General features: G+C 38.0%; 19 protein-coding genes. 18 read left to right on the top strand and 1 reads right to left on the bottom strand.

The genetic code is table 11. From position 1 onward, the window contains the following. The first annotated feature begins 34 nt into the window (after positions 1–34). The 17 genes from QM911_RS05855 (at position 35) to QM911_RS05775 (ending at position 20,205) form a co-directional block, all read left to right on the top strand. Positions 35–643: a hypothetical protein gene (locus QM911_RS05855; RefSeq protein ID WP_414313393.1), complete on the top strand. Its 609-nt coding sequence runs from the start codon at positions 35–37 to the stop codon at positions 641–643. 199 nt (positions 644–842) lie between these two features. After that, positions 843–1,319 (top strand): PTS sugar transporter subunit IIA, encoded by a 477-nt coding sequence (locus QM911_RS05850; protein ID WP_000521965.1) that lies wholly within the window; start codon positions 843–845, stop codon positions 1,317–1,319. 39 nt (positions 1,320–1,358) lie between these two features. Beyond that, positions 1,359–1,664, top strand: coding sequence for a PTS sugar transporter subunit IIB (locus tag QM911_RS05845; RefSeq protein WP_000590576.1), 306 nt, complete (start codon positions 1,359–1,361; stop codon positions 1,662–1,664). 44 nt (positions 1,665–1,708) lie between these two features. Then, positions 1,709–3,184 carry a PTS galactitol transporter subunit IIC gene (locus QM911_RS05840; RefSeq protein WP_247921474.1) on the top strand — a complete coding sequence of 492 codons (1,476 nt, stop codon included), beginning with the start codon at positions 1,709–1,711 and terminating at the stop codon, positions 3,182–3,184. 102 nt (positions 3,185–3,286) lie between these two features. Next, complete coding sequence (locus QM911_RS05835; protein ID WP_414313392.1) at positions 3,287–4,180, top strand: aldose 1-epimerase family protein; 894 nt, start codon at positions 3,287–3,289, stop codon at positions 4,178–4,180. 257 nt (positions 4,181–4,437) lie between these two features. Next, on the top strand, positions 4,438–4,863 hold the full coding sequence (gene lacA, locus QM911_RS05830; RefSeq protein WP_000029280.1) for a galactose-6-phosphate isomerase subunit LacA: 426 nt from the start codon (positions 4,438–4,440) through the stop codon (positions 4,861–4,863). A 148-nt stretch (positions 4,864–5,011) separates the two neighbouring features. Beyond that, positions 5,012–5,527 carry a galactose-6-phosphate isomerase subunit LacB gene (gene lacB / locus QM911_RS05825; protein ID WP_049526277.1) on the top strand — a complete coding sequence of 172 codons (516 nt, stop codon included), beginning with the start codon at positions 5,012–5,014 and terminating at the stop codon, positions 5,525–5,527. Between the two features lie 10 nt (positions 5,528–5,537). Further along, positions 5,538–6,467: a tagatose-6-phosphate kinase gene (locus QM911_RS05820; protein ID WP_414313391.1), complete on the top strand. Its 930-nt coding sequence runs from the start codon at positions 5,538–5,540 to the stop codon at positions 6,465–6,467. Between the two features lies 1 nt (position 6,468). Then, a complete protein-coding gene (lacD, locus tag QM911_RS05815) occupies positions 6,469–7,449 on the top strand; it encodes a tagatose-bisphosphate aldolase (protein ID WP_414313390.1) in 981 nt (326 codons plus the stop codon). 234 nt (positions 7,450–7,683) lie between these two features. Beyond that, positions 7,684–8,520: a PRD domain-containing protein gene (locus QM911_RS05810; RefSeq protein WP_049527212.1), complete on the top strand. Its 837-nt coding sequence runs from the start codon at positions 7,684–7,686 to the stop codon at positions 8,518–8,520. A gap of 35 nt (positions 8,521–8,555) precedes the next feature. Continuing rightward, complete coding sequence (locus QM911_RS05805) at positions 8,556–8,873, top strand: PTS lactose/cellobiose transporter subunit IIA (protein ID WP_049527213.1); 318 nt, start codon at positions 8,556–8,558, stop codon at positions 8,871–8,873. Next, a complete protein-coding gene (locus tag QM911_RS05800; protein WP_414313389.1) occupies positions 8,873–10,564 on the top strand; it encodes a lactose-specific PTS transporter subunit EIIC in 1,692 nt (563 codons plus the stop codon). Before QM911_RS05805 ends, QM911_RS05800 begins: the two co-directional genes overlap by 1 nt. A 98-nt stretch (positions 10,565–10,662) precedes the next feature. Further along, positions 10,663–12,069: a 6-phospho-beta-galactosidase gene (gene lacG, locus QM911_RS05795; protein WP_414313388.1), complete on the top strand. Its 1,407-nt coding sequence runs from the start codon at positions 10,663–10,665 to the stop codon at positions 12,067–12,069. A 42-nt stretch (positions 12,070–12,111) separates the two neighbouring features. Beyond that, positions 12,112–12,366 carry a DUF3884 family protein gene (locus QM911_RS05790; protein WP_414313387.1) on the top strand — a complete coding sequence of 85 codons (255 nt, stop codon included), beginning with the start codon at positions 12,112–12,114 and terminating at the stop codon, positions 12,364–12,366. A 310-nt stretch (positions 12,367–12,676) separates the two neighbouring features. Beyond that, a complete protein-coding gene (locus QM911_RS05785) occupies positions 12,677–15,769 on the top strand; it encodes a pneumococcal-type histidine triad protein (RefSeq protein WP_414313386.1) in 3,093 nt (1,030 codons plus the stop codon). A gap of 286 nt (positions 15,770–16,055) precedes the next feature. After that, a complete protein-coding gene (locus tag QM911_RS05780; protein WP_414313385.1) occupies positions 16,056–16,985 on the top strand; it encodes a metal ABC transporter solute-binding protein, Zn/Mn family in 930 nt (309 codons plus the stop codon). Positions 16,986–16,992: 7 nt separating this feature from the next. After that, positions 16,993–20,205, top strand: coding sequence for a pneumococcal-type histidine triad protein (locus QM911_RS05775; RefSeq protein WP_414313384.1), 3,213 nt, complete (start codon positions 16,993–16,995; stop codon positions 20,203–20,205). A gap of 78 nt (positions 20,206–20,283) precedes the next feature. Here QM911_RS05775 and pepT read toward each other — a convergent pair whose 3' ends face one another. Next, positions 20,284–21,507 carry a peptidase T gene (pepT, locus tag QM911_RS05770; protein WP_414313383.1) on the bottom strand — a complete coding sequence of 408 codons (1,224 nt, stop codon included), beginning with the start codon at positions 21,505–21,507 and terminating at the stop codon, positions 20,284–20,286. 153 nt (positions 21,508–21,660) lie between these two features. On the opposite strand from pepT, the gene hemH reads away from it, so the two are divergent. Beyond that, positions 21,661–22,755, top strand: a complete 1,095-nt coding sequence (hemH, locus tag QM911_RS05765) for a ferrochelatase (RefSeq protein ID WP_414313382.1) — start codon at positions 21,661–21,663, stop codon at positions 22,753–22,755. Positions 22,756–23,071 lie beyond the last annotated feature (316 nt).

Genomic DNA, 23,071 nt, shown 5'->3' with positions numbered 1-23,071 from the left:
CATACTTTAAAATAGAAGTGAAAGGAGAGTTATCATGAAAAAACTAATAACTTTATCTACACTTTTACTTTGTTGTCTTAGTCTAATTGCTTGTAGCAAATCAGAGAAGACAAATGAGGTAAAGACAGAAGCATCTTCTAGTGTTCAGGAAGCTTCAAGTCAAGAGCCTAGTTCATCGCAAAAACAAACGGAAGAGACGCAAGTAGTAGGTTCAGATGATTATGGCTATGTGAAAATTCCTAAATCATGGGTTCATTTCAAAGAAATTGAAGGTGGAGATGACATTCAGTACTGTGATGGAACGGATGTCAATATTGTAACTCTCAATACCTTTAAACCTGAGCAGTTTGGTATTAGTGAAAGTGAATATGCAGCGCTTGAAACTGTTCAAATTTCAACTAGCATTTATGAATCTAAACAGAAAAGTCAAGACTTCTCCAAGGTATGGGGGTCAAAATCAACTATCGGAGGCTATGAGGCCTACGTAGTAAACTGTATTGCTAAGAACGGTAAATATCTAATTATCTGGGTATTTAAATCTGATGACGGTAAGTTTAGATATGTTTCTCTGGAAGGTGTTCCAGAGGTATTAAAAAATCTCCTTCCAATGGTGGAAGAAAGTTGGACCAATAAAAAGAGTTAACATCGTGAAAACAGGAGTCCTTCCTGTTTTTTTATTATACTTATTAAGAAAATTATAAAAATATGTTTGAAATCATTAAATGTTTAATTCGTAAACAAAAAAAATAAAAATCAAACAAAATACAACAAAAAAACATTGACAACGGTTTCATATAGTGTTATACTTGTACCATAAAAGTTAAATATGAAGGGAGAAGGTCATGGGATTAGATCATTTCTTTGACAAAGACTTAGTCTTTTGCTTAGAAGCAGATAATCAAGAGCAACTTTTCGATCAAGTTGCAACCCTATTGGAAGAAAAGAAAGTTGTTACAGAGACCTATCGATCGGCCTTGATTGAACGTGAAAAATCGTTCCCAACTGGTTTGGATATGGAGTTTTTAGGGAAGGATTTGCCTAACGTAGCTATCCCTCATACTGATACAATTCATAATCTAACTGAAAATGTTGTCGTGGTTCGTCTGGAAAAACCAGTAACGTTCCACAATATGATTGCACCTGATAAGGAAGTAGAAGTATCATTACTCTTCTTTATCATCAACAATTCAAGTTCAAGTCAAACAAATATTCTTGCACAGTTGATGGACTTCTTTACAGGCAATGGTCATCTTGAAGCGCTGTCTAAGATTACGGAACCTGAAGCTTTGTTCCAATATATCTCAGAAGCGACTGCTTAATTTGTTAATATTTTTTATATAAAAACGGAGGAAAACCAAATGATTAAAATTCTTGCTGCTTGTGGTGCAGGTGTTAACTCAAGCCACCAAATTAAAAGTGCTCTTGAAGAAGAACTTTCTAACCGTGGGTACGATGTTCAATGTGATGCTGTTATGGTAAAAGATGTCAATGAAGACTTGATTAAAGGTTATGATATCTTCACACCAATCGCTGCTACTGATTTAGGTTTTGAACCAGGTATCCCAGTTGTTGAAGCAGGACCAATCTTGTTCCGTATTCCAGCAATGAGCGCTCCAGTCTATGACAATATTGAAGCAGCTATCAAAGAACATGGTCTAAGCTAATTATTAATTTGTAAATATTCCATAAAAATAAAGGGAGGAAAATTATGGATTTCATTATTAATCTAGCCAACGATATCTTTAAACCTATCTTGGCTATGGGTGGCCCAATCATCATGCTGATCATTTTGACAGTATTGGCCTTGCTTTTCGGAGTGAAATTCTCCAAAGCACTTGAAGGTGGTATCAAACTTGCCATCGCGCTTACTGGTATCGGTGCTATCATCGGAATGCTTAACGGAGCTTTCTCAGCTTCTCTTGCAAAATTCGTTGAAAATACTGGTATTCAATTGAACATCACCGACGTTGGTTGGGCACCACTTGCTACAATCACTTGGGGTTCTGCCTGGACACTTTACTTCTTGCTCATCATGTTGATCGTCAACGTTGTGATGCTTGCAATGAAGAAAACTGATACACTTGACGTCGATATCTTTGATATCTGGCACTTGTCTATCACAGGTCTTTTGATTAAATGGTACGCTGACAACAATGGAGTTAGCCAAGGAGTTTCACTCTTCATCGCGACTGCAGCAGTTGTTCTTGTTGGGGTTCTTAAAATTATCAACTCTGACTTGATGAAACCAACATTTGATGACCTTCTTAATGCACCAAGTTCATCACCAATGACTTCAACTCACATGAACTACATGATGAACCCAGTTATCATGGTTTTGGATAAGATTTTTGATAAATTCTTCCCAGGTCTTGATAAATATGACTTTGACGCTGCTAAATTGAACAAACGAATCGGTTTCTGGGGATCTAAATTCTTTATCGGTTTCATCCTTGGTATCGTTATCGGTTTGATGGGTACTCCACATCCAGTTGCTGGAGTAGAAGATGCGTCTTCATGGGAACTTGTTATTAAAGGTTGGTTGTCACTTGGTTTGACTGCCGGTGTCTGCTTGGAGCTCTTCTCATTGATCGGTTCATGGTTCATCGCAGCCGTAGAACCACTTTCACAAGGTATTACAAACGTTGCTACTAAACGTCTTCAAGGACGTAAATTCAACATCGGTCTTGACTGGCCATTTATCGCTGGTCGTGCTGAAATCTGGGCTTGTGCCAACGTACTTGCACCAATCATGTTGGTTGAAGCAGTGCTTCTTTCAAATGTCGGAAATGGTATCTTGCCACTTGCTGGTATCATCGCAATGGGTGTAACTCCAGCTCTCTTGGTAGTTACTCGTGGTAAATTGCTCCGTATGATCATCTTCGGAACTCTCTTGTTGCCACTCTTCCTTCTTTCAGGTACACTTATCGCACCATTCGCAACTGAACTTGCTAAAGGTGTAGGTGCCTTCCCAGAAGGTGTGAACCAATCACAATTGATTACTCACTCAACTCTTGAAGGACCAATCGAAAAACTATTTGGTTGGGCAATTGGTAACGCTACAACTGGTGATATCAAAGCAATCCTTGGCGCATTAGTATTCCTAGTATTCTACGTTGGTATCTTTGCATGGTACAGAAAACAAATGATCAAACGTAATGAAGAATACGCAGCAAACGCAAAATAATTCGTCCTAAAAATGTAAATTGTAAAAACTAGGTTGTCAGTTTCCAAATCTGGAGTCGACAGCCTAGTTTTTTTAGGCCTTAAATAAATGGAGGTAATTCTAATGATTGAATTAAAAACAGAACAGCTAAGTGTACAGTTTCAAACTTTTGGTGGTGCTTTATCTTCAATTAAGGATAAAGATGGTGTAGAGTATCTGTGGCAGGGGGATCCAACTTACTGGAGTGGACAAGCACCTGTTTTATTTCCAATCTGTGGATCCGTTAGAAATGATACTGTCTTGTATGATCAAGAAGATGGTAGTCAAGTAAAAGGTAAAATTCCACGTCATGGATTGGTTCGAAAAAAAGAATTTGAATTAGTAGAACAAACAGAGAATGCTGTCACCTTTGCGATCGAAGATGACCAAGAAATGTATGAGAATTATCCCTATCATTTTCGTTTAGAAATAACTTATACTGTTACTGGAAAGACTATTCGAACACAGTATCAAGTTACCAATAAGGAAACAGATAAAAAAATGCCTTACTTTATTGGTGGACATCCAGGTTTTAACTGTCCTTTATTTGATGATGAAGCTTATGAAGACTACTATCTTGAATTTGAAAAGCCAGAAACTTGTACAGTTCCTAAACCATTCCCAGAAACAGGAATGTTAGATTTTCAAGATAGAAGTAGCTGGTTAAAAGACCAAAAAGAATTGGACCTAAACTATGATTTCTTTAGCTATGATGCTGTGACTTTAGATGAGTTAGCCTCTCGCTCTGTTTCCTTACGGTCACGTAAGCATGATAAGGGATTAAAACTGGACTTTGAAGAGTTTCCAAACCTCATCGTTTGGTCAACGCTTAATAAAGGTCCTTTCCTTGCTCTGGAACCTTGGTCAGGTTTGTCAACTTCACTCGAAGAGGGCGATCATCTAGAAGATAAGAAAAATGTTAGAATCTTAAATCCAGGTCAAAGTGATCAAATTGGTTTTGATATAGAAATTTTCTAAAAAATAAACAAAAACAAACATAAACTGTTGACTTTTTTAAACAATAGTAGTATATTATGTTTAGAAAGAACAATTTGTGTTTGTTTTGACAAGTTATTCTTCCAATTTCTCCAAGGAGAAGTTACTAAGAGTGAATAGATGATTCATTCTTAATCTAAAATAGTCAACAAAACTACTAGTAACTATTTGGTGATGGTCATTTTCTTTCCAGAACCAAAAAATTTTTACTGGTCTATTATAAAAAAGGAGTATACAATATGTCTATTGTTATTGGTGCAGATGCTGCAGGTTTGAGATTGAAAGAAGTCGTTAAAGATTTCTTGGAAAAAGAAAACTTCCACGTTGTGGATGTTACAGCTGAAGGTCAAGACTTCGTTGATGTAACTCTTGCAGTTGCTGAAGAAGTTAAAAAAGAAGAACAAAATCTTGGTATTGTCATTGATGCTTATGGTGCAGGTCCATTTATGGTTGCAACTAAAATCAAAGGAATGGTTGCTGCAGAAGTATCTGACGAACGTTCAGCTTATATGACTCGCGGTCATAACAACTCACGAATGATTACTATGGGTGCTCAACTTGTTGGTGACGAATTGGCTAAGAACATCGCTAAAGGCTTTGTAAATGGTAAGTATGATGGCGGTCGTCACCAAATCAGGGTCGACATGTTGAACAAAATGTGCTAATACTCTTCAAAAATCAAGATAATCTGTCGTCAGCTCACTTTAGCTAACCTCAGTTATGCTTGCAGCTCGCTTCCTAAGCTAATCTTGATTTTTTTTGAGTAAAGATAAATGATATTAGATTTATATAATTAATCGGAGGGAATAACTAATGAGAATTGCAATTGGATGTGACCACATCGTAACAAATGAAAAAATGGCGGTTTCAGAATTTTTGAAATCAAAAGGACATGAAGTCATCGACTTTGGTACTTATGATCACGCTCGTACGCACTACCCAATCTTTGGTAAAAAAGTTGGTGAAGCAGTAGTTAGTGGCCAAGCTGATCTTGGTGTATGTATCTGTGGTACTGGTGTAGGTATCAATAACGCTGTTAACAAGGTTCCAGGTGTTCGTTCTGCTTTGGTTCGCGATATGACAACAGCTTTATATGCAAAAGAACAATTGAATGCCAACGTAATCGGATTTGGTGGTAAAATCACTGGTGAATTGCTCATGTGTGATATCATTGATGCTTTCATCAATGCTGAATACAAACCATCTGAAGAAAACAAAAAATTGATCGCTAAAATTCAACACGTTGAAACTCATAACGATCATCAAACGGATGCCAACTTCTTTACAGAGTTTCTTGAAAAATGGGATCGTGGTGAATACCACGACTAAGAGGTGACTTATGATTTTAACAGTCACAATGAACCCATCCATTGATATTTCCTATCCTTTGGATGAATTAAAAATTGACACTGTCAACCGTGTTGTAGATGTTACGAAAACGGCTGGTGGTAAAGGTCTTAATGTTACTCGGGTTCTATCAGAATTTGGTGACTCCGTAGTCGCAACAGGACTTGTCGGTGGTAAACTTGGTGATTTTTTAGTAGAAAATATTGATGATAAAGTAAGCAAACGTTTCTTCTCTATTCAAGGTGAAACTCGTAACTGTATCGCAATTCTACATGGAGAAAACCAAACAGAAATCCTAGAAAAAGGTCCTGAAGTTCAAGAAAAAGAAGGTCAAGATTTCTTGGCTCATTTCAAAGAACTTTTAGAGACTGTAGAGGTAGTGGCTATTTCAGGTAGTCTACCAGCAGGACTTCCAGTGGATTATTATGCTAGTCTGGTTGAACTTGCTAACCAAGCTGGTAAACCTGTTGTCTTGGACTGTTCAGGCGCTGCACTTCAGGCAGTTCTTGAGTCTCCACATAAACCAACAGTTATCAAACCAAATAATGAAGAATTGTCTCAACTTTTAGGAAGAGAAATTTCTAAAGACTTGGATGAATTAAAAGAAGTCCTTCAAGAACCACTATTTGATGGAATCGAGTGGATTATCGTTTCCTTAGGTGCTAACGGAGCATTCGCTAAACACGGTAACACTTTCTATAAAGTAGATATTCCAAGAATCCAAGTTGTAAACCCAGTTGGATCTGGTGATTCTACAGTAGCAGGTATTGCTTCAGGTCTTTTCCATAAAGAAACGGATCAGGAATTACTGACTAAGGCGAATGTCCTTGGTATGCTAAATGCTCAAGAAAAAATGACTGGTCATGTCAATATGGCTAACTATCAAGGTCTATATGACCAATTAATTGTAAAAGAGGTATAAAATGGTTTTAACAGAAAATAAACGCGCTTGTATGCAAAAACTCTCTAATGAGAATGGTATCATCTCAGCTCTTGCTTTTGACCAACGTGGTGCTTTGAAACGCCTTATGGCTCAATACCAAACAGAAGAGCCAACAGTAGCTCAAATGGAAGAACTCAAAGTCTTGGTAGCAGATGAATTGACAAAATACGCTTCATCTATGCTTCTTGACCCAGAATACGGACTTCCAGCTACAAAAGCTCTTGATCCAAAAGCTGGTCTTCTCCTTGCTTATGAAAAAACTGGATACGACACAACAAGCACAAAACGTTTGCCAGACTGCTTGGATGTTTGGTCTGCAAAACGTATCAAAGAACAAGGTGCAAATGCTGTTAAGTTCTTGCTTTACTATGACGTAGATAGCTCTGACGAACTCAACCAACAAAAACAAGCCTACATCGAACGTATTGGTTCTGAGTGTGTGGCTGAAGACATTCCATTCTTCCTTGAAATTCTTGCTTACGACGAAAAGATTGCTGATGCAGGTTCTGCTGAATACGCTAAAGTAAAACCACACAAGGTTATCGGTGCTATGAAAGTCTTCTCAGACCCACGTTTCAACATTGATGTCTTGAAAGTAGAAGTTCCAGTTAACGTGAAATACGTTGAAGGTTTTGGTGATGGAGAAATCGTTCATACACGTGAAGAGGCAGCAGCTTTCTTCAAAGCTCAAGACGAAGCTACTAACCTTCCTTACATCTACTTGAGTGCAGGTGTATCCGCTAAACTCTTCCAAGAAACTCTTGTATTTGCCCACGAATCAGGCGCAAATTTCAACGGAGTTCTTTGTGGACGTGCAACATGGGCTGGATCAGTTGAAGCTTACATCAAAGATGGTGAAGCAGCAGCTCGCGAATGGCTTCGTACAACTGGTTTTGAAAACATTGATGAACTCAATAAAGTACTTCAAACAACAGCTACTTCATGGACTGAACGTGTTTAAATTTCCCCCCTTTTATGTCCTAAAACCTAGCTAAAAAACTTTTAAAAAAAGTTGTATGTAAAGGTTTACAAAAAATCATTCTTGTGATATACTAAAGTCACAAGTTAATACAAAGTGAGTGTTACTAAGTAATATTAGGCATGATCACAGATGACTCAGAGCTATATCTTCTGAGTTCATTTGTGGTCATTTTTTATGCTCACAAAACTTAAATAATAGGGCAAGGAGGTTGCCATGTATCGGATATTAAATCCAATGAATAACAATGTTTCTCTCGTGCGGAATAGCAAGGGAGAGGAGTTGATCGTAATTGGTAAGGGTATTTCGTTCGGTAAGAAGAAGGGAGATTTGATTTCTGAGGATCAGATTGAAAAAGTTTTTCGGATGAAAACAGAAGAGTCGCGAGAAAATTTTATGGCTCTTCTCAAGGACGTACCGCTTGATTTTATTACGGTCACTTATGAGATTATTGATAATCTTTCTAAAAAATATCAATATCCTGTCCAAGAGTATCTATACGTCACTCTGACAGACCATATCTATTGTTCTTATCAGGCTATTAGCCAAGGACGCTATAAGGATAGTAACTTGCCTGACATTTCTGCCAAATATCCTATTGCTTTTCAAATTGCACAAGAAGCTTTTGAAATTTATCGTCAAAAACTGACAGAAAATTTTCCTGAAGACGAAATCATTCGTATCGCTTATCATTTCATCAATGCCGAAGGTGAGAATGAAGTCGAAGTTGTTGAGTCGATTGATAAGAGAAAGGAAATTTTAAAGAGGGTCGAAAGCGTTTTGAAGAGTTATAAAATCCAGCGAACACCTGAAAATAATAATTTCTACGACCGCTTTATGATTCATCTAAATTATTTCTTGGATTATCTGGATCGTAGTCGCGATGATAATCAATCCTTGCTCGATATGGAAGAACATATAAAGAATACCTATCCAGAAGCATTCGAGATTGGTAGCAAAATTTATGAGGTCATTGCTCAGGAAACTGGTCTTGACCTCTACAAGAGTGAACGAGTTTATCTTGTTCTACACATCCAACGTTTATTGTCATAACGCTTTACTAAAAAATATATAAGGAGAATTCTATCATGAATAGAGAAGAAGTAACATTGTTAGGTTTTGAAATCGTTGCCTATGCAGGTGATGCACGTTCAAAATTATTAGAAGCTTTGAAGGCTGCTGAAGCTAGCGATTTTGCTAAAGCAGAAGCTCTTGTTGAAGAAGCAGCAGGTTGCATTGCGGAAGCTCACAAAGCGCAAACATCTATGCTTGCTCAAGAAGCTGCAGGGGAAGAAATTCCATACAGCATCACAATGATGCACGGACAAGATCACCTGATGACAACAATCTTGCTAAAAGATTTGGTGCATCATTTAATTGAACTTTATAAAAGAGGAGCTAAATAATGAATAAGTTAATTGCCTATATCGAGAAAGGGAAGCCTTTCTTTGAAAAACTATCTCGAAATATCTATCTTCGTGCTATTCGTGATGGATTTATCGCAGGAATGCCAGTCATTCTCTTCTCAAGTATTTTTATCTTGATTGCTTTTGTACCAAACTCTTGGGGCTTTAAATGGTCTGATGAAGTAGTAGCACTTTTGATGAAACCGTATAGCTACTCTATGGGGATTCTAGCAGTCTTGGTAGCTGGTACCACTGCTAAATCTTTAACAGACTCCGTCAATCGTAGTATGGAGAAAACCAACCAAATCAACTATATGTCAACGCTATTGGCGGCTATTGTTGGTTTGCTGATGTTAGCAGCTGACCCAATCGAGGGTGGCTTTGCAACTGGTTTCCTTGGAACAAAAGGGTTGCTTTCAGCCTTCCTGGCAGCTTTTGTAACTGTAGCTATCTATAAGGTTTGTGTGAAGAACAACGTTACTATTCGCATGCCTGACGAAGTTCCACCGAATATCTCACAAGTCTTTAAAGACGTTATTCCGTTTACGCTTTCAGTTGTTTCTCTTTATGCTCTTGACTTATTAGCACGTCATTTTGTTGGTTCTAGTGTGGCAGAATCAATCGGTAAATTCTTTGCTCCATTATTCTCTGCAGCTGATGGATACCTTGGTATTACTATTATCTTTGGTGCTTTTGCCTTCTTCTGGTTTGTCGGTATTCACGGCCCATCTATCGTTGAACCTGCCATTGCAGCGATTACTTATGCAAATGCCGAAGTCAACTTGAACCTTCTTCAACAAGGTATGCACGCTGATAAGATCCTTACATCTGGTACACAAATGTTTATCGTCACTATGGGTGGTACAGGAGCAACTCTTGTAGTTCCATTCATGTTTATGTGGTTGTGTAAGTCTAAGCGTAATCGTGCAATCGGACGTGCTTCAGTAGTTCCTACATTCTTCGGTGTAAATGAACCAATCTTGTTTGGTGCACCACTTGTTTTGAACCCAATCTTCTTTATTCCATTTATCTTCGCACCTATTGCAAACGTATGGATCTTTAAGTTCTTTATCGAAACTCTCGGCATGAACTCATTTACTGCCAACCTTCCATGGACTACACCTGGGCCTCTAGGTATTGTTCTTGGTACAAACTTCCAGTTCTTGTCATTTGCTCTTGCAGCATTGTTAATCGTAGTGGATATTGCAATCTACTATCCATTCCTTAAAGTTTATGACGAACAAATTCTTGAAGAAGAACGTTCTGGTAAAGCCAACGATGAATTAAAAGAAAAAGTAGCCGCAAACTTCAATACTGCTAAAGCTGATGCTATCCTTGAAAAAGCTGGAGTAGAATCAGCACAAAATACAATTACAGAAGAAACCAACGTACTCGTTCTTTGTGCGGGTGGAGGAACAAGTGGTCTTCTTGCCAACGCCTTGAACAAAGCAGCAGCTGAGTACAAGGTGCCAGTTAAAGCTGCAGCTGGTGGCTATGGTGCTCACCGTGAAATGTTGCCAGAATTTGACCTTGTTATTCTTGCTCCTCAAGTAGCTTCAAACTATGAGGACATGAAGGCTGAAACAGATAAACTTGGAATCAAATTGGCTAAGACTGAAGGAGCTCAATACATCAAGTTGACTCGTGATGGTAAAGGTGCTCTTGCATTTGTTCAAGAACAATTTCAATAATAATAAATACTGTTGATTGAAGTGAGATGGAGAAGGGTACCTCACTAACTCCTCTCCGCTCGCTTTTCATTTTATCCAATCAAGAAATAGGTGAAAAAATGACAAAAACACTTCCAAAAGATTTTATTTTCGGTGGCGCAACAGCAGCTTATCAAGCAGAAGGAGCTACGCATACAGATGGTAAAGGTCCTGTTGCCTGGGACAAATACCTAGCAGATAACTATTGGTACACAGCTGAACCAGCGAGTGATTTCTACCATAAATATCCAGTGGACTTAAAGTTGGCTGAGGAATATGGGGTAAACGGTATCCGTATTTCTATTGCTTGGTCACGTATTTTTCCAACTGGTTATGGTGAAGTAAATCCAAAAGGGGTAGAATTCTATCATAACTTATTTGCAGAATGTCATAAACGTCATGTAGAACCGTTCGTTACTCTTCATCACTTTGATACACCTGAAGCTCTTCACTCAAATGGAGATTTCTTAAATCGTGAAAACATCGAACACTTTGTAGATTATGCTGCATTCTGTTTTGAAGAATTCCCAGAAGTCAACTACTGGACAACCTTTAATGAAATCGGCCCAATCGGTGATGGTCAATACTTGATAGGTAAATTCCCACCAGGTATTCAATATGATCTTGCCAAAGTATTCCAATCTCACCACAATATGATGGTGTCTCATGCTCGTGCTGTGAAATTGTACAAAGACAAAGGTTATAAAGGTGAAATCGGGGTTGTTCATGCCCTTCCAACCAAGTATCCATTGGATCCTAAAAATCCTGCAGACGTACGTGCTGCTGAGTTGGAAGATATCATCCATAACAAATTTATCTTGGATGCTACTTACCTCGGACACTATTCAGATGCAACCATGGAAGGTGTAAACCATATCTTAGCAGTAAATGGTGGTAGCTTGGATCTTCGTGACGAAGACTTTGCAGCACTTGAAGCAGCTAAAGATTTGAACGACTTCCTTGGAATTAACTACTACATGAGTGACTGGATGGAAGCCTTTGATGGTGAAACTGAAATCATCCACAATGGTAAAGGAGAAAAAGGAAGCTCTAAATACCAAATCAAAGGTGTTGGACGTCGTGTAGCTCCTGACTATGTACCTCGTACTGACTGGGACTGGATCATCTACCCTCAAGGTTTGTATGATCAAATCATGCGTGTTAAGAAAGATTATCCAAACTACAAGAAGATCTACATCACTGAAAACGGACTTGGATACAAAGATGAATTTGTGGACAACACTGTTTACGATGATGGCCGTATTGATTATGTGAAACAACACTTGGAAGTATTGTCTGATGCGATTGCAGATGGTGCAAATGTCAAAGGATACTTCATCTGGTCACTCATGGACGTCTTCTCTTGGTCAAATGGTTATGAAAAACGCTATGGTCTCTTCTATGTGGACTTTGAAACACAAGAACGCTATCCAAAGAAATCAGCTCACTGGTATAAAAAACTAGCTGAAACCCAAGTGATTGAATAGTACAACTAGTTATTAGGTATAGAATTTAAGCGAGGAAAGTTTATGCTCAAAGATTTTATCAAATCAATCTATGAAAAAGTTTATATTATTAACTTTGATCATTGCTCTCATGTACCATCCTTGATCAAGGAGCAACTTGCAAGTCTTGGAAAATGGTATGTCTCGACGGGTAAGGAGTGGATTTGTCATTCAGACTATGAATTTGAAGAATTTCAAAAGCTGTTTTTAAATTTTGTCAACGCAGAAGATAAGGATAACATTTGCTTTGAATCGGATTTTATGCCATTTCAACACTAATATAGTAAAAAGAGGAATCTATCTCATACTAGGGGATATTCCTCTTTTTTATCTAGATTTTACCTGAAAGACAAAAAAATTCTTGACAGATTTATGTGATAGGAGTAAACTATTAACTAGTTAAATAACCGGTTAAGTATATAAAGAGGTAACTCACTCGCTCAAATCTTGTTTGATAAATAGAAAATAGAAGGAGGAGTTTTAAAAGTGATTTCGTTTTTCAGTTATGTGCTTAACCAGTTAAGGAAGTTCTTTAGGAAAAAGTGTAGTTCTTTATTTAACGAATAAATGAAATAGGAAGTGTGTTTAGATGAAAATCAATAAAAAATATGTTCTTGGTTCGGTAGCTCTTTTAGCATTAAGCCTTTCAAGTTATGAACTGGGGCGTTTCCAAGCGGTACAGACTAGCAAAGAGCCTAATCGTGTGGCTTATATAGAAGGAAATCAGGCTAGTACTAAGACTGAAAATCTGACACCAGATGAAGTTAGTCAGCGAGAGGGGATCAATGCTGAGCAGATTGTCGTTAAGATTACCGATCAAGGTTACGTGACTTCACATGGGGACCATTATCATTACTTTAATGGCAAGGTTCCTTATGATGCTATCATCAGTGAAGAACTGCTGATGAAAGATCCGAATTATCAGTTGAAGGATTCAGACATTGTCAATGAAATCAAGGGTGGCTATGTGATTAAGGTAGACGGGAAATACTATGTTTACCTTAAAGATGCGGCTCATGCGGACAATATTCGTACAAAAGAAGAGATTAAACGTCAGAAGCAGGAACATAGTCATAATCATGGAGGCGGTTCTAACGATCAGGCGGTAGTTGCAGCCAGAGCTCAAGGCCGTTATACAACGGATGATGGTTATATCTTTAATGCCTCTGATATCATTGAGGACACGGGTGATGCTTATATTGTTCCTCATGGCGATCACTTCCACTATATTCCGAAGAGTGATTTGTCTGCCAGTGAATTAGCTGCAGCCCAAGCCTTCTTATCTGGAAAAGGCGGTCAATTAAGTACGGTTGAATATCGTTCTAGCAGGGGAGAAACAAGATCTAGTGTTAGAACGAGTCAATCTGAGACACTTCAAAATCCTGCAACAGATTCTGAAAGTCAAAGTGAGGATTTAGCTAGTCTCCTTCAAGAATTGTACGCTTTGCCACTTAGCAAACGTCATGTGGAGTCTGATGGATTAGTATTTGACCCAGCACAGATTACAAAACGTACTGCAAATGGTGTGGCAGTTCCTCACGGGGATCATTTCCATTTCATTCCGTATTCGCAAATGTCTGCTTTGGAAGAAAAATTGGCTCGAAATCTGCCAATTGGAGGTCAGCCAATTCAAAGTCATGCTGATAATCCGAGACCAAGCAGTTCTGAGAAACCAAGTTCAACACCAAGTTCAACCATTAAACCAAACTTTAATCTCAATACGCCGGCACCGAATCGAGGAACTGGAGGAGCCTATACAACGGATGATGGGTATGTCTTTAGTCCGACAGATGTGATTGAAGATACAGGAGACGCTTTTGTTGTACCGCACGGCAATCATTTCCACTATATCCCTAAGAGTGATTTGTCAGCAGGAGAATTAGCTGCAGCCCAAGCTTATTGGAATGGTAAACAGGGTTCTCATTCTTCTACAAGTTCAAGTAAACCAAGTAGTAACAATGTTAAACCAGCTCAACCAAGTCTGACAGAGACTCCTAATCTGACTGTTACCCCAACTTATCATCAAAATCAAGGGGAAGACATTTCAACACTTTTAAGTGAATTGTATGCAAAACCTTTATCAGAACGCCATGTGGAATCGGATGGTCTAGTCTTTGATCCGGCACAAATTATCAAACGTACAGCTAACGGTGTCGCAGTGCCTCACGGAGACCATTATCACTTTATCCCTTATTCACAAATGTCTGATTTAGAGCAGAAGATTGCAAGAATGATTCCGTTAAAAGGGCAAAATGGATTAAACGAAATTATTACAGATATTAAACCTTTAGCATCAAAAGAAGTAGTTCATAAGTTTTTAGGACAACCAATCAAAGCTTATGGAAAAGGTTTAGATGGCAAACCTTATGATACGAGCGATGGATATATATTTACCAAAGATTCAATCGATTCTGTTGATAAATCAGGTGTTATTGCCAAACACGGAGATCATTTCCATTATATGGGATATGGTGAATTAGAACAATTCGAATTGGATGAAGTTGCCAAATGGATTCAAGAAACTGGTAAAAATCCAGATGACATCGTTTCTTTAGTTCACTCAGATGAGAAGGAAAGACCAAAGTTTGATTATAAAAAAGTAACTAATAAAATTTCTAGAAATAGTAAAGTTGGTTATATAATTAATGAAGGTGGTAAAGATTATTTTTATTCACGTGAAGAACTCGATCTTACTCAAATAGCTTTTTCTGAGCAGGAACTAATGCTTAAAGATAAAGATAATTATCGTTATGATATTGTAGAAACAGAAATTAAACCAAGATTAGCTGTTGATGTATCTAGCTTGCCTATGCATGCAGCCAATACTACGTATGATACTGGAACTTCTTTCATTATTCCGCATATTGATCACATTCACGTCGTACCTTATTCTTGGTTAAATAGTGAGCAAATAGCAACTATAAAATATGTAATGCAACATCCTGATGTGCGTCCTGAAGTTTGGTCAAAACCAGGTCATGATGATGCTGGATCTGTTATTGCTAATGTAACTCCTCTTGAAAAACGTCCTGGAATGCAGAACTGGCAAATTATCCATTCTGCTGAAGAAGTTCAGAAAGCTCTTGCAGAAGGTCGATTTGCAACTCCAGATGGTTATATTTTTGATCCGAAAGATGTGTTGGCAAAGGGAACCTATATTTGGGCAGATAAATCTTTCAGTATTCCAAGAGCTGGAGGTGGTTCATTGAGAAGTATCACTAAATCCGACTTATCAGAAGTAGAATGGAAACAAGCGCAAGACTTAATTGCTAAAAGAATGAAAGAAAAAGAATCCCAAAATGGGACGTTTACGAATAATAATGAAGAATTAAAACCTGATTCAAACAATCTTAAAAATATTGATAAAAATAAGACTGTTGTAGATAAAACTGAGGAGCAACCGAAGAATAATATAGGTGTAAATGAGACTGGTACAACCAACGAAATTCCTTCAGAAAACAAGGTTGAAGATAAAGAAAATTCCAAAGAAGAAAGTGACGATGATTTACCAGACTACGGATTGGATAAAGTAACTTTAAATGAACATATAGAAAAGTTAGCAAAAATTGCACAAATCGATCCTAAGTTTCTAATTTTTCAGCCAGAAGGTGTTCAGTTTTACAATAAAAATGGTGAATTAGTGATGTATGACATTAAGACACTAAAACAAGTAAAACCTTAAAATATTTTTATTAATTATAATCTACTCGAAAGGATATTGTTCGATTTTTGATTGAATAATGTCCTTTTCTTTATTAAAAAGCTGAAATTTGCTGTCTTAAAAATTGAATCAAGAAGTTCTAAAACAATTAAAAGTCAAATGATAAAAATAAGCAGTGAGAGCTGATAATGAAATCTAGTTCTCACTTTTTTCATGAAAATGTAGAAAAAATATTGACATTTTAAATTTTTAGGAGTAAAATGTTTACTAGTTAATTAAACGGTTAAATACTAGTTAAGGAGTTGTTATGAAAAAAAGAAGTATCCTATGGCTTATGCTTGCCTTCTTTGTTCTTGTCTTAGGAGCTTGTGGACAAAAGACAGGTCAAGACAAGAGTGATGAAACTAAGGGGATGAAAATTGTGACCAGTTTTTATCCTATCTATGCCATGGTCAAGGAAGTATCTGGTGACTTGAATGATGTTCGAATGATTCAGTCAAGTAGCGGAATTCACTCCTTTGAACCTTCTGCAAATGATATTGCAGCCATCTATGATGCCGATGTTTTTGTTTATCATTCTCACACATTAGAGTCATGGGCGGGAAGTTTGGATCCAAGCCTACAAAAGTCCAAGGTAAAGGTGTTGGAAGCATCTGAAGGTATGACCTTGGAGCGCGTGCCTGGCTTAGAAGATATGCAGGCAGGAGATGGGATTGATGAGAAAACCTTGTATGATCCTCATACTTGGTTAGATCCTGAAAAAGTTGCTGAAGAAGCACAGATAATTGCTGATAAGTTATCAGAATTAGACAGTGCTAACAAGGATACCTATCAGAAAAACGCACAAAGTTTTAGTGCTAAAGCTCATGATTTGACAAAGAAATACCAACCCATCTTTGAAAAGGCTAATCAAAAGACTTTTGTAACCCAACACACAGCTTTTTCATATTTGGCAAAACGATTTGGACTAAATCAGCTTGGGATTGCAGGAATATCTCCTGATCAAGAACCAAGTCCAAGACAATTGACTGAAATCCAGGAATTTGTAAAGACTTATAAGGTCAAAACCATCTTTACAGAGAGCAATGCATCATCTAAGGTAGCGGACACACTTGTCAAATCAACAGGTGTGGGTCTTAAAACCCTCAATCCTTTAGAGGCAGACCCACAAAATGACAAATCCTACTTAGAAAATCTAGAAGAAAATTTGGCTATCTTAGCTGAAGAATTGAAATGAGGAGATTATGAAGATTAATAAAAAATATCTAGCGGGATCTGCAGTGGTCCTTGCCTTAAGTGTCTGTGCTTATGCTTTAAATCAACATCAAGCACCTGAGAAAAAAGATGACAACCGTGTATCCTACGTTGATGGTAAAGAGTCTGAAGCTAAAAAGAATGAAACTTTGACACCAGACCAAGTTAGCAAGAAGGAAGGCATAGAAGCTGAACAGATTGTTACCAAAATCACTGATCAAGGTTATGTGACTTCCCACGGTGACCATTTCCATTATTACAATGGTAAGGTGCCTTATGATGCTATCTTTAGTGAAGAACTGGTCATGAAAGATCCGAACTACCAGTTGCGTGATCAGGATATTGTCAATGAGATTAAAGGTGGCTATATCATCAAAGTGGATGGCAAATACTATGTCTATCTAAAAGATGCAAGCCATGCTGATAATGTTCGTACCAAAGAGCAAATCGAGCAACAAAAACAAGAACATACATCAGATAGTGGCAGTGCAAGTAAGGAAGTTCTTGTTGCCAGAGCACAAGGTAGATATACAACAGATGATGGTTATGTCTTTAATGCTGCAGATATTATTGAAGATACAGGTGATGCCTATATTGTTCCTCATGGTGGGCATTATCACTACGTTCCAAAGAGTGCTCTATCTTCAAGTGAATTAGCAGCAGCTCAAGCCTATCTAGCTGGAAGAGGAAGTCAACCAAGCCTGACGGATTATAAACCCAATCCAAGTGTTACACCAAGTTCTCAAGCCGATAGCCCAGCAACAAGCATCCCAGTAGATAAAGAGGATAGCCTCCAAAGTCTTCTCGCTCAGTTATATGCTTTACCAGTTAGTCAACGCTATCAAGAATCTGATGGTTTGGTATTTGACCCAGCTAAAATTACTAGTCGTACACCATCAGGAGTTGCGATTCCACACGGTAATCACTACCATTTCATTCCTTATAGTAGTATGTCTGCTTTGGAGCAAAAAATTGCTCGTTTGATACCACTTGGAGGTGTTCTAACACCAACAAAGCCGTTAGAAAATCAAAATAAACCAATAGTTCAGCGTGACCATGAAAATGTAACTCATAACAACCATCATGAGGATGAACATGATCATGGATTTGCAGCTGAGCGAGTGATCAGTGAGGATAAGCAAGGTTTTGTAGTTTCACATGGAGATCATGCCCACTATTTCTTTAAAAAAGATTTATCAGCAGAACAGATTAAGGCAGCGCAAGAGCATCTGCATGGGCATGTCCAAACAGAAGTTCCAAAAGATAATCATAATACTCATAAAGAGAATGAAGCGAAACACGAGCATCATGAAGATGAACATGATCATGGATTTGCAGCTGAGCGAGTAATCAGTGAGGACGAACAAGGTTTTGTGGTTTCACATGGAGACCATGCTCACTATTTCTTTAAAAAAGATTTGTCAGCAGATCAGATTAAGGCAGCGCAAGAGCATTTGCATGGGCACCATCAGGCAGAGCCTGTAAAACCTCTTGCTAAGACTGTAGAAAGTTTCTCTCGAGACGCCAGTGATGAAGAAAAGATAGCTTATATCTCTAAAACTTATGGTGTTCCGCTTGAAGCGATCCGAATTTCAAATGGATTCTTTGTATTTGGAAATCCAGACCAGGCTTATGACCCAACTCACATTCACCCTTATGCAGTTCGAAAGGAACACGTTCGTATTCCTCTCCAAACAGGTGATGCAGAGCTTGATTTTCTAAACGAACTCTATACAACTGCTTTACGTGATGGCGTTTCTCCTTATAGTTTGCAGGTTGAAAATGGTAGCTTCGTCATTCCTCACGGTGATCATAATCACTACATCAAAGTACAAACTAAAGGCTATGAAGTGGCTTTGAAACATAAGATTCCTGCCTTGCAATCTAACTACCAACCAGGAGCCTTTGATGAAGCTACTGTTCAAAATAAGGTTGATCAACTTCTAGCAGAAAGTCGTGAAGTCTATAAAGATAAACCAATTTTACAAAGACAAATTGAGCTTGCCTTGGGTCAATTCTCTGAAAATATGAAGAAACTCTCAACCAACTCAACAGCTGGTTATCTGGTTGCTTTAGATCTCTTTGACAAGCAGTATATCCACGTTGATTCTAGTGTAAAACCAACAGAAATCAGTCCATTAGACAAGAAATATCAAGCTTTAGTAGATAAGATTAATACCTTGGATACGGATGCTTATGGACTTCCTAAAAAGGATCTTTTGGCTCAACTCCAAGAAAATAAATTGGCTCAAGATGAGGCTGGTTTAGATGCAGTTGAAGCTAAACTACAAGCTCTGCAAGATTTTAATGATCGAACTGGTGTTACGACAGTCGAATACATTAAGTATTTCTACCAACATCTGTCAGATGGTCGTTTAAATGACACTCTTAGAAATAAAGTTGCTAACTTAACTTGGACTCTTTATCAGTCACAATCTTTCCTTAAGGCAACTGACTTGAACAAACTCTTCCCTGAAATCTATCAAACAAAATTAGAGGTAGAAGAAGCAGTGAAGAATGAATCAGTTGCTCATAAACCTTCTGAAACGATCCTAGACACTGAAAAAGTGGATGGTCATAGTGCTAAAACGGCAGTCTATGAATTTTTGAAAGGTTTGTATGATGATATTAAGCCTGAGGAACAAAGCAATCATGTTCGAAAAGGTCAAGTAGAAGAACTTTTAACAAAAGCCGAAGAATTAGTAGCTCAAGTCAAAGAAGAGGGAGTTAAAGCTTCACTTGCTGACGAAGTTAAAAATCTGAAAGCTGCTCTAGATAAAGATGACGCAGATCTTGATGAATTAAATACGCAAGTCCAAGATCTTCTGAAGCGTATTTCACAAACTATTCAGAATGAACGTGAGAATGTCAAACAAGACCCAGAGGTTTTAGTTCTCTACCAAAAACTTTATAATGGTGTCATTGCCCTTCATACTTATTTAGAAATGAATAATGGTTCTGATGCTGACTTTGAAAAGGTGGATGCCTTGTTTGATAAGCTAAGTGCAGCAAGCAAAGACAAGCAAGCTCTTCTAGCTCTTGCTCAAGAAATTGTCTCATTAAACCAGGAATTTCAATCCAAAGTCAAGCCAGCTGAAGCTAACACCGAAACAGCCAATAAAGAAACAAACGATAAACAAGCTGAGTCAACCTTAACTCCTGGAACTACATCTCCAGAAACAAGAGAAAAAGTAGCAGAATAACAAAAAGTTCAGTCAGCTACCGTGTCAAAAGTAGACTGCTGATAAAAAAAGAGGTCGGGAATTTTTTCCCCGACCTCTTTAGTCTTTATAAGCTACAATTCCAATAATGGTATCAACTGCACGTTCCATTGTTTGTAGACTGACGTATTCAAAACGGCCATGCATATTTTCACCACCAGCAAAGATATTTGGCGTAGGAATTCCCATAAAGGAAATTTTAGAACCGTCCGTTCCTCCACGGATAGGCTCGATAATTGGTGTAATATCAAGACTTTCCATGACTGCTTTAGCGATGGTGATTGGAGTCATATCCTTTTCAATGACTTCCTTCATGTTGTAATACTGGTCTGTCAAAGTCAAGGTTACCCGATCGCTACCAAGTTCTTGATTCATCTTATCAGCAATAGCTTGCATGGCAGCTTTACGCGCTTCGAAGCTTTCTTTTTCAAAATCGCGAATGATGTAGCTAGCACGCGCTTCCTCAACAGTTCCTGTTACATCCATGAGATGGTAGAAACCTTGGTAACCATCTGTTAATTCTGGGCGGTCACCAGCTGGGAGTTGATTGTGGAAGTCGATAGCTAACTGAAGCGCATTGACCATTTGTCCTTTTGCTGTACCTGGGTGAACATTACGTCCTTGGAAGTGAAGTTCTGCACCGGCAGCGGAGAAGGTTTCGTATTGCAATTCCCCAAGAGGTCCGCCATCAACTGTATAAGCAAAGTCAACATTGAAGCCCTCTGCATCAAATTTATTGGCACCAACACCGATTTCTTCATCAGGTCCGAAGCCAACACGGATTTCACAGTGTTTTATCTCAGGATGAGCAGTCAAGTATTCGATAGCTGTCATGATTTCCGCGATACCAGATTTGTCATCAGCACCGAGCAAAGTAGTTCCATCAGTAGTGATCAAGGTTTGCCCAGGGTATTTCTCTAGGCTCTTGAAATCTGCTGGATCAAGCTTGAAATCAGAATTACCAAGCTCGATAACTCCGCCATCATAGTTTTCAATAACTTGCGGATTGACACCTTCAGCATTAAAATCAGCTGTATCCATGTGGGAGATAAAACCGATCTTACGAGTCAAACTTGGGTCGTTGGCTGGTAAGGTTCCGATAGCAAAACCGTTTGGTAGGTAGTAAACATTTTGCAAACCAACACGTTTCATCTCAGGGATGAGGACATTAGTTGCGAAGTCTACTTGACTTTGGGTACTTGGTGTAGTGGTTGAATGTTCGTCAGAACGAGTATTGACTTTGACATAAGTCAAAAAACGCTCCAACAATGTTGGATATTTCATAAAAACTCCTTTTTCCTTCTTTTAAAACCATTGTATCATAGAAAGAAGAGAAAAACAAAAGTCAGAAAGGAGGTAACATTCTTATGTTAGCGTTTACTTATGGCTGTTTTAGTGATACAATAAAAAAGATAAAAATATCACAAGGATGCAGAGATGAAAAAAGCGATTTTAATGATGACATTTGGTTCCCCAGAAGAGATTACCTTTGAAGGAGTAGCCGACTTTTTTACCAACATTCGTCGTGGAGTTCGACCTCAAGATCACGAGATTCAAACACTTTATGATAATTATGTTCGAATTGGAGGAACTCCACTTCAAAAAATTACCCGTGAAGAAGTTGCCTTGGTAGATGCTAGATTGGGAAATGAATATAGTGTCTATTTTGCCAATAAATTTTCAAAACCCTTTATTCCAGATGTGATTCGGCAAATGGAAGCAGATGGAATTGAAAAGTGTATTTGTTTGATTTTGGAGCCACACTATTCCTTTTACTCTGTCATGGGGTACGAAAAGTTTCTGGAAAGTAAACAAATTCAGTTTTTAGTTATTAAGGACTGGTATCAGGAAGAAGCGCTCTTAAACTATTGGGCAGATGAAATTGCTAAGATTTTAAAAGAAAAGGTGAAACAGGATAGCTTTAAAGTCATCTTTTCTGCCCACAGTGTGCCCATTTTTGCCTTGGATTTTGGTGATCCCTATATCGACCAGATTTTTGAAAATAGTAAGTTAATTGCTGAGAAATTAGACTTAAATCCAGACCAATATACCAACACTTGGCAGAGTGAAAGTGATATTGGTATTCCTTGGATTAAGCCAGATGTCCTGGAATATCTTAGAGAACAGGAAGAACATCCAGAGCATTATATTTTTGTACCTATTAGTTTTATTAGTGAGCATATTGAAGTCTTGTTTGACAACGATGTAGAATGTCAAGACTTGTGTCAGGAATTGGAGGTGAACTACCATCGTCCACCAATGCCAAATACAGATTCTCGTTTGATTGATGCCTTGGTCAATATTTTCCGAGCTAACGAACATAAAGAATTTAGAGAGTTCCTCCCAGAAGAAGAGACTTTTGATGAATTAGTCCCTTCGGATGAAACTAAGAATATTTTAGATGAATCACAAGACTTACAAATGCCAGAATTTGTCAAAAAATTAATTGAGAAAAAAGGTCGTGAAAATGTCAAGATGCCTTATTTAATCAAAAAAATGCTTGAAAAAGCTGGCAAATTACCCAAAGACTAAGTGAAAATAGAAAAGAACTGGTAATACTCTTCGAAAATCAAATTCAAACTGCGTCAACGTCGCCTTGCCGTACTCAAGTACAGCCTGCGGCTAGTTTCCTAGTTTGCTCTTTGATTTTTATTGAGTATAAGGTTTGTTTCAGATTTCTGCTAAGGCAGGATATAGCATAGAAGGTGAAAGAAAAGGCGGTGGGACAGACAGCCATGACGACATAGCCGTCACCCACAGAAACACGAAAATAAAGACAAGAGCCCTCATTTAGAAGTATAATCTAAGTGAGGGCTTTGTGGTTGATAATTTCTTGAATATCACTTTC

It is taken from the genome of Streptococcus infantis, from assembly GCF_047460825.1.
GTDB lineage: Bacteria > Bacillota > Bacilli > Lactobacillales > Streptococcaceae > Streptococcus > Streptococcus infantis_V.
The sequence above is the reverse complement of the archived record's forward strand: the minus strand, read 5'-3'. Positions and strand labels throughout refer to the sequence as shown.